Raw genomic sequence first — 10,680 nt, 5'->3', positions numbered from 1 at the left:
ATGGCCACGGGGGACTGCTCCTGATCCTGCCGGGGGGCCGAGCTTCGCCGGCTTGCCCCTTGCGCGTGATTGCATCGCGGCGTCGGGTCGGGTGGTTCGCCCAAGGTCGGCCGCGAAGGGCCGGGCGCCGCGCGTCGCGACCCATCCGCGACGCGCCCGTCCGGCCGCCGCGGCGATCATAGGGCGCCCGGGCGATCTTGTCCCGCGATCAGGGCAGGGTCTGGCGCTTCCGTGAGCGGGGAGAAACGGGGACCATCCGGAGGGCTGGGTCCGCGTCATCCCGCGGCCCGGTCAAAGCCCCGATCACAGCATCGGGGAGACGCGATGCAGGTGGCCCTGGGGCGAGTCGGTCAGGAACCACAGCGCCCCGTCCGGCCCGACGCGCACGTCGCGCACCCGTCCGAAGGCGCCTTCGAAGAGCGGTTCCTCGGCCACCACTTCGCCGTTCTCGATCTCGAGGCGCATCAGCAGCTGAGGCTTGAGCGCGCCGACGAAGAGGTCCCCGCGCCATTCGGGAAACAGGGTGCCGTCGTAGAAGGCGAGGCCCGAGGGCGCGATCGACGGATCCCAGCCATGCACCGGCCGGGCGAAACCGGGGGCGGAGGCGCCCTCGCCGAGCTTCGCGCCGGGATGATGCATGCCGTTGGAGATCGCGGGCCAGCCGTAGTTGAAGCCGGCCTCGGGGCGGTTGACCTCGTCGCCGCCGCGCGCGCCATGCTCCACGGTCCACAGCGCGCCGGTGCGGGGATGCACGGCCGCGCCCTGCGGGTTGCGATGGCCCAGCGACCAGATCGAGGCGAGCCCGCCGCCATTGGCGTAGGGATTGTCGGCGGGGATGCCCCCATCGGCGGTGATCCGGTGGATCTTGCCGTTATGGCTGTCGGGGTCCTGGGCGGAGGCGCTGTTCCCCCGCTCGCCCATGGTGACGTAAAGCGTGCCGTCCGGGGCGAAGGCGAGGCGGGCGCCGTAATGCCGGTCGGCGCTGTCGTTGGAGGTCATGCGCAGCACCGCGCGGACGTTGCGCAGGGCCAACGCGTCGCGGTCCAGAACGGCGCGGGTGACCATGGTGTTGGTCGCGCCGGGTTTGGCGCCGGGGGCGGAATGGGTCAGGTAGAGGATCCCGGTGCGCGAAAAATCGGGGGCGAGCGCCACGTCCAGAAGCCCGCCCTGCCCTCGGGCCGCGATGGCGGGCAGGCCGGCGATGCCGTGCCGGACGCCGCGCTCGATCAGCACCAGGCGGCCGGGCCGCTCGGTGACCAGCATCGAGCCGGTCTGCGGGAAGTCGGGCAGGAAGGCGAGCGACCAGGGATGTTCGAACGCCTCGCCCACGGTCGCGACCTGCACGAGCCCGGCGGAACTGTTGAAAACCTCGGCCCCTGCCGGCTGACTGAGCAGGGAGGCTGCGATGATGGCCGCGAAGGCTTCTGCGCCAGGTCGACGGTGCATGTCTGACCTCCGTTCTTCTGGTTTCAGTCCAAGACGATCTCGGCCGAAAGTCCGGGAAGGCAAGGGGTTTCGCCTCAAAACCTGACCTGGCGCCGGTGGGCGGCATCGAAGGTCGCGGGCCGGAATTCGCTGGCGCCACAATTGGTTGACGTAAACGGGCTGAGACGCCGTTGAGAGCTTACCTGGCGTCGGATCCGGCGCTCGAACGCCCCGACCGGCCGCCGCGCGGGCCCGCGGCGGCCGGTCGGGCCGCCCTCAGGCGCCTGCTTCCAGCAGCTCGGCCGCCTGCGGGGCGAAATAGGTCAGAATCCCGTCGCAGCCGGCCCGGCGGAAGGCCCCGAGGCTTTCCAGAATCACCTTGTCGCCGTCGATCCAGTCGTTGGCGATGGCCCCGGCCAGCATCGCGTATTCGCCCGAAACCTGGTAGGCGAAGGTCGGCACCTGGAAGGTGTCCTTCACCCGCCGGCAGATGTCGAGATAGGGCATCCCGGGCTTGACCATGACCATGTCGGCGCCCTCCTCCAGGTCCAGCGCCACTTCGCGGAGCGCTTCGTCGGTGTTGCCGAAGTCCATCTGATAGGTCTTCTTGTCGCCCTTCAGCGCGCCCGAGGCCCCGACCGCGTCGCGGAACGGCCCGTAGAAGGCGGAGGCGTATTTGGCGGCGTAGGACATGATCATCGCGTCCTGGAAGTCGTGCTCCTCCAGCGCGCGGCGGATCACCCCGATGCGGCCGTCCATCATGTCGGAGGGGCCGAGGATGTCGCAGCCGGCCTCGACTTGCGCCAACGCCTGCTTTTCCAGCGCCAGCAGGGTCTCGTCGTTCACGATCACGCCGTCGCGCACGATCCCGTCATGGCCGTCGGAATTGTAGGGGTCGAGCGCGACGTCGAGCAGCACGCCGAGGCCGGGAACCGCGCGCTTGATGGCGCGGGTGGCGGTGTTGACCAGGTTGTCGGGGTTCCAGGCCTCTTCCGCGCCCGGCGTCTTCACCGAGGCGTCGGTATAGGGGAAGAGCGCGATGCAGGGGATGCCCAGATCCGCCGCGCGCCGCGCCGCCTCCACGCAGCGGTCGACCGTGAGGCGGGAGACGCCGGGCATGGACGCGATCGGCGTCTCGGCGTCCTGGCCGTCCATCACGAACATCGGCCAGATCAGATCCTCGGGCCGCAGCCGCGTCTCGCGCACCAGGTCGCGGATCCAGCCGGCGCGGCGCAGGCGGCGCGGGCGGGTGAAGGGGAACGGGGCGAGGCGAGCGGGGCTCATCGGGGGTCCTCCGGTAATCTGTCGGAATCGGAATGGCACGTCCGCGCGCGGATTTCCATGCGGCCGGCGGACATTCCGTCCGGCGGGCCGCGCGCGGCGTCAGGGGGGCTAGTCGGCGGGGATGTTGAGCGGGCGACCCTTCTCGACGATGTGGGTGGTGATCAGCACCACCGTGCCGGGGCCCGCGCCGGTCAGGCCGCCATGCGCCACGCCGCGCGGAAAGTTCAGCGCCATGCCGGACTTGAAGGCCACCGTCTTGCCGTCCGGCGTGGTCAGGTCGCCGCCTTCCAGCACGTAAAGATGCTCGTCCCCCAGATGGGTATGGCGCGGGACCGTGCCGCCCGGCGCGATTTCGAGCCGGGCCACGATCACCTCGTAATCGGGGCTGGCGGCCAGATCGGCGCGGTTGAGCTCGGTGCGGATGAGCGGCCCTTCGGCCTCTGCCGCGCCGGCGACGAGCAGGGCGATGACGCCTGCGAAGATCGCCGGCGCGGGCCGGATGCGGAGGAATGACATGACGCTCTCCCTGTCGGTCACCCGCGGTCGTGCGCCGCGGCTGCCGCATGGTAATGCGGCTTCGCCCCGTCGCGCCAGCGCCGCCGCGGCCCCGCGCCTCTGGCGAAGCGGTCGAATCGCGGACATAAACGGCGAGGCGCGTCGTCCGCCGCCCGACCGGGCCCGCGGCCGGGCCGCGTCGCGCCCTTCCGGGGCGCGCCCAAACCGCGGGAACAGGGGCTTCGCCCAACGGATGACCTTCGACGACAGCGCTTTCTTCTCGCTCTGGTACTGGATGCTGACTGCGGTGTTCTGGTCGATCGCCAGCCATTTCACCCATGGCGTGCCCTATGACGTGCTGCGCCGCGCCCAACGCCATGGCGGCGAGGACGCCGAGATCGCCGACCGCCTGATGCGCCGCATGATCGGCCTGATCGACGCCGGCGCCGCGCGCTGGGGGATCTGGGGCGCCGGGGTCGCGGGGTTCGTGCTGGCGGGGCTGGCGGTATGGGGCGCGTTCGGGTCCAGCGAGGCGGCCACGGGCCTCTTCCTCCTGCTCGCGCCGGCCTCGGCGATCTTCGCGCTGCAACTGGCCGAGGCCCGCCGCATCGCGCCGCATCTCCACGACATCCCCTATGAGACGCTGCTCGCGGGCTTCCTGCGCCGACGTACGGCCAACCAGTTCGGCGGCATGCTGGCGGTGTTCCTCGCGGTGGCGTTGCTGACCTGGCTCAACCAGGATCGCATCCTTCTGCGGGTCTACTGACCCCTCGGAAGCGGGCGGGCCGGGGCCGCGGCGCTTCGCTGCGTTGCGATTGACAAGCCCCGTCCTGCCCACACATGGTCCCCGACCACTGAATCCCCTGGGGCAGGAGCACCGTCCGCATGGCCGTCGTCGTCGTCGAATCTCCGGCCAAGGCCAAGACGATCAACAAGTATCTGGGCCCGGGCTTCACGGTTCTGGCATCCTACGGGCATGTCCGCGACCTGCCGCCGAAGGATGGATCCGTCGACACCGACAACGGATTCGAGATGATCTGGGAGATCGACGCCAAGGCCCAGAAACACGTTCGCGCCATCGCGGACGCGCTCGCCGACGATCCCTCGCTGATCCTCGCGACCGACCCCGACCGCGAGGGGGAGGCGATTTCCTGGCATCTGCAGGAGGCGCTCTTGAAGCGCCGCGCGATCAAGAAGGACACGCCGGTCAAGCGGGTGGCGTTCAACGCCATCACCAAAACCGCCATCGAGGCGGCGATGGCCGCGCCGCGCGAAATCGATATGGAGCTGGTCGAGGCCTATCTGGCCCGGCGTGCCTTGGATTATCTGGTCGGCTTCAACCTGTCGCCGGTGCTGTGGCGCAAGCTGCCGGGCTCGCGGTCCGCGGGCCGCGTGCAGTCGGTTGCGCTGCGCGTCATCGTCGACCGGGAGATGGAGATCGAGGCCTTCAAGGCTCGCGAATACTGGTCGATCCGCGCGATGCTCAAGACCGCGCGCGGGGCCGAGTTCGAGGCGCGTCTGACCGAGCTGTCGGGCAAGAAGATCGACCGCATGACGCTGGAGACGGCGACGCGGGCCGAGATGGCGGTGGCCGCGGTGGCGTCCCGCGGGGCGACGCTGACGGTGATGTCGGTCGAGGCGAAGCCGGGGTCGCGCAACCCCTCGCCGCCCTTCATGACCTCGACGCTCCAGCAGGAGGCGTCGCGCAAATTCGGCATGGGCGCTCAGCAGGCGATGCGCGCGGCCCAGCGGCTCTATGAGGCCGGCCACATCACCTATATGCGGACCGACGGCATCGACATGGCGCCGGAGGCGATCCAGGCGGCGCGTTCGGCGATCTCCGACCGGTTCGGCGCGAAGTACGTGCCGGAAAAGCCAAGGTTCTACAAGAACAAGGCGAAGAACGCTCAGGAAGCGCATGAATGCATCCGGCCGACCGAGATGACCCGCGACGCGGCGCATCTGGGCGACATGGGCGGCGATGAGAAGAAGCTCTACGACCTGATCTGGAAGCGCACGCTCGCCTCCCAGATGGAGGGCGCGAAGCTGGAGCGGACCACGGTCGAGATCCGGTCGGCCGACAATGAGGTCGGCCTGCGCGCCACCGGCCAGGTGATCGTGTTCGACGGTTTTCTCGCGGTCTACGAGGAAGGCCGCGACGAGCCCGAGGACGACGAGGACGGCCGCCTGCCGGCGCTGTCGCAGGGCGAGGCGACGCCGCTTGCGACGGGCGCCTTCTTCGGCGCTTTCGCCAAGGCGACCGAAGGGCAGAACCCGAAGGCCGAGCCGGCGATGACCCGGGCCGAGAGCGCGATGCTCGCGGGCGAAGGCGCGGTGATGGCCCAGCAGCACTTCACCCAGCCCCCCGCGCGCTACACTGAGGCGACGCTGGTCAAGCGGATGGAGGAGCTCGGCATCGGGCGTCCGTCCACCTACGCCTCGATCATCACCACGATCCAGGACCGGGAATATGTCCGCAAGGACAAGAACCGTCTTTATCCTGAAGATAAAGGTCGGCTCGTAACCATCTTCCTGGAAAGGTATTTCCAGCGCTACGTCTCCTACGACTTCACCGCGAAGCTGGAGGAGAACCTAGACATCGTCTCCGACGGGCGCATGGACTGGAAGGCGCTGCTGGCGGACTTCTGGAAGGATTTCCACGCCGCCATCGCCGACACCGCCGAGCTTCGGATCACCGAAGTGCTGGAAACGATCAACGAGGTGCTGGCCCCGCATCTCTTCCCCGACAAGGGCGACGGCTCGGATCCGCGGCTCTGCCCGAACTGCGGCAAGGGCCGGCTCAGCCTGCGCACCGCGCGGTCGGGCGGGGCGTTCATCGGCTGCTCCGAATACCCCGAGTGCCGTTACACCCGCCCGATGGGCGGCGACGGCGAAGGCGAAGGCGGCATCGGTCCGGACGGCAAGCTGCTGGGCCACAACGACGATGGCGTGGCGGTGACTCTGCGGTCGGGGCGCTTCGGCCCCTATGTCCAGCTCGGCGAGCTGACCGAGGAAAACCCCAAGCCCAAACGCGCCTCGCTGCCCAAGGGCCTGTCGCCGAGCGATGTGGAGCTGGAGAAGGCGCTGGCGCTGCTGTCGCTGCCCAGGCCGATCGGCGAGCATCCTGAGGGTGGGAAAATCGAAGCAGGCATAGGGCGTTACGGGCCCTATGTGATGCACCAGCCCAACAAGCCGGAGGGTGAGAAGACCGCGCCCAAGGCGATCTACGCCAACCTGAAGACCTCCGAGGAAGTCTTTGAAATCGGGATCAATCGCGCCGTCGACCTGATCGCGCAGAAGGCGCTCGGGCGGGGCGGGCGCGGCGCGGCGGCCGAGCCGATCAAGGTGCTGGGCGCTCATCCCGACGGCGGTGAAATCTCCGTCATGCCAGGGCGTTACGGGCCGTATGTGAAGTGGGAGAAGGTCAATGCGACCCTCCCCAAGGACGTGGCGCCCGAGGATGTGACGCTGGAGCAGGCGCTGGAACTGGTGGTGGCCAAGGCCGGCAAGAGCAAGAAGGCGCCCGCCAAGAAAGCCGCGGCCAAGAAGCCCGCCGCAAAGAAAGCCCCGGCCAAGGCGAAGGCCGAGGGCGCGGGCGACGCGCCGGCCAAGAAGGCGCCGGCCAAGAAAGCCGCGGCGAAGAAGCCCGCCGCGAAGAAGAAGGCCCCCGCCAAGGCGAAGGCGGACGACGACGACGTGGCGTTTTGATCGGCTGCGCGGCGCGATGGGGCGGGGCGGCGCTGCTGGCGCTCGCAGCTTCCCTGTCGCCCGCGCTCTCCGCGCCTAAAGCCGAGGCGACCCAACAGCTTGAGCTCGAAAGCGGCGGCGTCGCCCGGCGCGCGCTGGTCGAGCTCTCGCCCATCCCCCGCGCCGCCGACGCAGCCCCGCCCCCCGCGATCATCGTGTTTCACGACCGCCTCTCGACCCCCGGCCAGATGCGCGCGCTCGACGGTTTCGACCGGATCGACGCGCTGCGCCAGGCCGGGTGGACGCTGGTGCATCCGCAGGGCCTCAAGCGGGAATGGAACGCCGGGCGCCGGCTGGTCGACGGGCGCGAAGCGCTGGACATGGATGACGTGGGCTTCCTGCGCGATCTGGCGGCGCGGCTCGTCGCCAGCGGGCTGGCCGACCCCGCGCGGATCTTTCTGGTGGGGTTTGGGGAGGGCGGCTCGTTCCTGTTCCGCGCGCTCTGCGAAGCGCCGGGCCTCGCGGCGGGCGCGGCGGCGGTCATGGCGGGCTGGCCGCCGAGCCTGACCTGCGGCGCCGGCGCGCCGACGCCCCTGGTGATCTTCAACGGCGGCGCGGATCCGGCCCATCCCTGGGCCGGCGGCCAGCGCCCGCCGCGATGGCGCGCGGGCCTCGGCACGACCTCTTCCGTGTCGCGCACGCTGTCCTCGGTCGCCGCGATGAACCGCTGCGGGGATCCCGAGACCGCGCCGCGCCGCACCGGCCAGCCGGATCCCGGCCCCCAGCCGGTGCGCCGCGAATGGCGCCGTTGCGCCGCGCCGCTGGTGCATTACGGTCTGCCCGAGGCCGGGCATCGCTGGCCCGGCGCGCCGGATCAGGGGCGCAACGGCGACGGGCTCGGCCCGCCTGCGCCCACCCCGGACGCGAGCGCGACGATCGCCGAGATGTTCCTGTGGCTGGCGGGCCGGCCCCGTCCATGATACCGCGCGATGCATGAGCCAGCTTCCCGACAAAGACCGTCTCGCCGCCTTCATCCGTGAAAATCCCGACCAGGCGGGCAAGCGAGAGCTTGCGCGCGCCTTCGGCCTGAAAGGCGCCCAGCGGATCGAGCTGAAGCGGATGCTCAACGAACTGGCCGACGAGGGCGTGATCGAGCGCCGCGCGAAGAAATCCTTCGCCGCCCCCGGCCAGCTGCCCCCGGTGGCGGTGCTGATCGCCGGCCCCCCGGATTCCAACGGCGATCTCTTCGCCACCCCCCAGGACTGGGACCGCGACGAGCCCGCGCCGCGCATCCTGATCCTGTCCGGCAAGGGCCCGGCGCCGGGCGAGGGCGACCGGCTGCTGACCCGCGTCCAGCCGGTGACCGGCGAGGATCACCAGTATCTGGGCTCGGTCATCAAGCGCATCGGCGCGGGGCCCCGGCGGATGCTGGGCATTTTCCGCCGCGCCCATGACGGGGCAGGGCGGCTGATCCCGGTCGCGAAGGGCGATCAGCGCGAATGGGTGATCCTGCCGCGCGACGCGGGCGATGCGGAGAATGGCGAACTGGTCGAGGCCGAGCAGCTCTCGGACGGGCCGCAGCGCCGCCGTGCGCTGGCGCTGCCGAAGGCGCGGATCACCGAGCGGCTCGGCGCGCCGGGCACGGCCAAGACGTTTTCGCTGATCGCGATCCATGAGCAGGGCATTCCGGACGCGTTTCCCGAGGAGGTCGAGGCCGCCGCCGAGGCAGCCCTCCCCGTCGAGGGGCTGAAGGGGCGCGAAGATCTGCGCCATCTCGCCCTCATCACCATCGACCCGGCCGACGCGCGCGACCATGACGACGCGGTCTGCGCCATGCCCGACCCCGACAAGGCCAATCCGGGCGGCCATATCGTGTGGGTCGCCATCGCCGACGTCGCCCATTACGTCCGCCCGGGCGGTTCCATCGATCGCGAGGCGATCAAGCGCGGCAACTCCACCTATTTCCCGGACCGCGTGGTGCCGATGCTGCCCGAGGCGCTGTCGGCGGATCTGTGCTCGCTGGTCGAAGGCGAGGACCGGCCCTGCATCGCGCTGCGCATGGTGCTGGACGAGACCGGGGCCATCGCCACCCATGATTTTCACCGGGGGATCATGCGGTCGCCGGCTTCGCTGACCTATGAGCAGGCCCAGGCCGCCGCGGACGGGACCCCGGATGCGGCGACGGAGCCGCATCTGGACGTGCTCGCCGCGCTCTACGCCGCTTACGACTGCGCCTCGCAGGCCCGAGACCGCCGCCAGCCGCTGGAACTGGACCTGCCGGAGCGACGCATCAAGCTCGACGAGGCCGGCAATGTGGCGGCGGTCGGCTTCCGCGACCGGCTGGAAGCGCACAAGCTCATCGAAGAGTTCATGATCCTCGCCAATGTCTGCGCCGCCGAGACGCTGGAGGCCAGGCGCCGCCCGCTGCTCTACCGCGTGCATGAGACGCCGGGCGAGCAGAAGATCGATGCGCTGCGCGAAGTGGCGGAGGGGTGCGGTTTCGCGCTGGCCCGCGGCCAGACGCCCAAGCCCGCGCTCTTCAACCGGCTGCTGCGGCAGGCGGCGGGGACGGATTTCGCCGAGCTGGTCAACCTCTCGGTGCTGCGCGCCCAGACCCAGGCCTATTATTCGCCCGACAATCTCGGGCATTTCGGGCTGAACCTGCGGGCCTACGGGCATTTCACCTCGCCGATCCGGCGCTATTCGGACCTGGTCGTGCATCGCGCGCTGATCGCCGCCCATAGCTGGGGGAATGACGGTCAGACAGGCGAGGAGATGGAGGGGCTGAAAGAGACGGCCGAACATATCTCGTTCACCGAGCGGCGTTCGATGACCGCGGAGCGCGACACCAACGACCGCTATCTCGCGGCCTATCTCTCGGACCGGATCGGCAACGAGTTCGCGGGGCGGGTCGCGGGGGTGGCGCGGTTCGGGCTCTTCGTGAAGCTGGACGAGACCGGGGCCGACGGGCTGATCCCCATCGCCTCGCTGGGGCGGGAATGGTTCCGGCATGACGCCGACAATCACACCCTGACCGGCGAGGATTCGGGCCGGGTCATCGGCCTCGGCCAGCGGGTGCTGGTGCGCCTGCAGGAGGCGGTGCCGGTGACCGGGGGCCTGTTGCTGGAGCTGCTGGAGGTGGAGGGCGAGACCGGCCCGCGCCCCCGCGGCCGCAACATGGCGCCGCGCAAGAAGATCGGCGGGGCCGGGATCGCGCGGGCCAAGTCCAAGCGCAAGCCGCGCCGGCACTGAGCCCCGTGGCCGGCGCGAGGGTGGTCTTCGCCCGGGCGCGGCGGCGCTGGCGGGGGAGGGCTGAGCCTCAGTCCTCGACGACGCGGATCAGTTTCGAATCGAATATGCGCAGCACCTGCTCGAGGTCGTGGCCGCGCTTCAGGATTCGCCCGTCCATGGCGATCACCGAATACTGGCCCTGCTTCGCAGCGAGGCGGGGTCGCTTTTCCACCCGATAGATCGGGTGTTCGGTCGAGCGGCGGAAGATCGAGAACACGGCGACGTCGCGCAGCATGTCGAGCCCGTAGTCCCGCCACTCCCCCGCCGCGACGAAGCGGCCGTAGACGCCGAGAATCGCCGAAAGCTCCCGCCTCTGGAAGGCGACGCGATCATGGGCTTGCGGCGCAGGCGCGCCTGCTGGGTGAACCACGCGGAGCATTCGGGAATCATGACGCGGGCGGGCGCGGAGATCAAGCGTCGCGCGTGCGGCAATTGACGGGAACCGCGCGACGACCCGGGCGCCAGGCCGTCGCCGCCCGCCCGCGCGGCGGGGCGCGG

8 protein-coding genes are annotated in these 10,680 nt (G+C 70.3%); 4 read left to right on the top strand and 4 right to left on the bottom strand.

From position 1 onward, the window contains the following. Nucleotides 1-303 precede the first annotated feature (303 nt). The 3 genes from ACTB72_RS17570 to ACTB72_RS17560 form a co-directional block, all read right to left on the bottom strand. Nucleotides 304-1,446 carry a PQQ-dependent sugar dehydrogenase gene (locus tag ACTB72_RS17570; protein WP_463038308.1) on the bottom strand — a complete coding sequence of 381 codons (1,143 nt, stop codon included), beginning with the start codon at nt 1,444-1,446 and terminating at the stop codon, nt 304-306. Between the two features lie 255 nt (nt 1,447-1,701). Continuing rightward, nucleotides 1,702-2,709, bottom strand: coding sequence for a porphobilinogen synthase (gene hemB, locus ACTB72_RS17565; protein WP_463038307.1), 1,008 nt, complete (start codon nt 2,707-2,709; stop codon nt 1,702-1,704). A gap of 108 nt (nt 2,710-2,817) precedes the next feature. Beyond that, nucleotides 2,818-3,225 (bottom strand): cupin domain-containing protein, encoded by a 408-nt coding sequence (locus ACTB72_RS17560; protein ID WP_463038306.1) that lies wholly within the window; start codon nt 3,223-3,225, stop codon nt 2,818-2,820. A 232-nt stretch (nt 3,226-3,457) separates the two neighbouring features. Between ACTB72_RS17560 and ACTB72_RS17555 the strand changes: the two genes are divergently transcribed. The 4 genes from ACTB72_RS17555 to rnr all read left to right on the top strand — a co-directional run bounded on the left by ACTB72_RS17555 (nt 3,458) and on the right by rnr (nt 10,143). Further along, entirely contained in the window at nt 3,458-3,970 is a 513-nt protein-coding gene (locus tag ACTB72_RS17555) for a hypothetical protein (protein WP_463038305.1), read from the top strand. A gap of 119 nt (nt 3,971-4,089) precedes the next feature. Then, nucleotides 4,090-6,912: a type I DNA topoisomerase gene (gene topA / locus ACTB72_RS17550; RefSeq protein ID WP_463038304.1), complete on the top strand. Its 2,823-nt coding sequence runs from the start codon at nt 4,090-4,092 to the stop codon at nt 6,910-6,912. Then, entirely contained in the window at nt 6,909-7,871 is a 963-nt protein-coding gene (locus ACTB72_RS17545; protein ID WP_463038303.1) for an alpha/beta hydrolase family protein, read from the top strand. Before topA ends, ACTB72_RS17545 begins: the two co-directional genes overlap by 4 nt. A 13-nt stretch (nt 7,872-7,884) precedes the next feature. Next, a complete protein-coding gene (rnr, locus tag ACTB72_RS17540) occupies nt 7,885-10,143 on the top strand; it encodes a ribonuclease R (protein ID WP_463038302.1) in 2,259 nt (752 codons plus the stop codon). A gap of 67 nt (nt 10,144-10,210) precedes the next feature. Here rnr and ACTB72_RS17535 read toward each other — a convergent pair whose 3' ends face one another. Continuing rightward, a complete protein-coding gene (locus ACTB72_RS17535; protein WP_463038301.1) occupies nt 10,211-10,561 on the bottom strand; it encodes a DUF2794 domain-containing protein in 351 nt (116 codons plus the stop codon). Nucleotides 10,562-10,680 lie beyond the last annotated feature (119 nt).

Source organism: Albimonas sp. (assembly GCF_055129145.1).
This window is presented reverse-complemented; position numbering and strand designations above follow the sequence as displayed.

What these genes read in the sequence shown, in the direction of transcription:
- ACTB72_RS17555 (WP_463038305.1), top strand. Translation starts at nt 3,458, where the DNA reads ATGACCTTCGACGACAGCGCTTTCTTCTCGCTCTGGTACTGGATGCTG.
- hemB (WP_463038307.1), bottom strand. Translation starts at nt 2,709, where the DNA reads ATGAGCCCCGCTCGCCTCGCCCCGTTCCCCTTCACCCGCCCGCGCCGC.
- topA (WP_463038304.1), top strand. Translation starts at nt 4,090, where the DNA reads ATGGCCGTCGTCGTCGTCGAATCTCCGGCCAAGGCCAAGACGATCAAC.
- ACTB72_RS17570 (WP_463038308.1), bottom strand. Translation starts at nt 1,446, where the DNA reads ATGCACCGTCGACCTGGCGCAGAAGCCTTCGCGGCCATCATCGCAGCC.
- ACTB72_RS17560 (WP_463038306.1), bottom strand. Translation starts at nt 3,225, where the DNA reads ATGTCATTCCTCCGCATCCGGCCCGCGCCGGCGATCTTCGCAGGCGTC.
- rnr (WP_463038302.1), top strand. Translation starts at nt 7,885, where the DNA reads ATGAGCCAGCTTCCCGACAAAGACCGTCTCGCCGCCTTCATCCGTGAA.
- ACTB72_RS17535 (WP_463038301.1), bottom strand. Translation starts at nt 10,561, where the DNA reads ATGCTCCGCGTGGTTCACCCAGCAGGCGCGCCTGCGCCGCAAGCCCAT.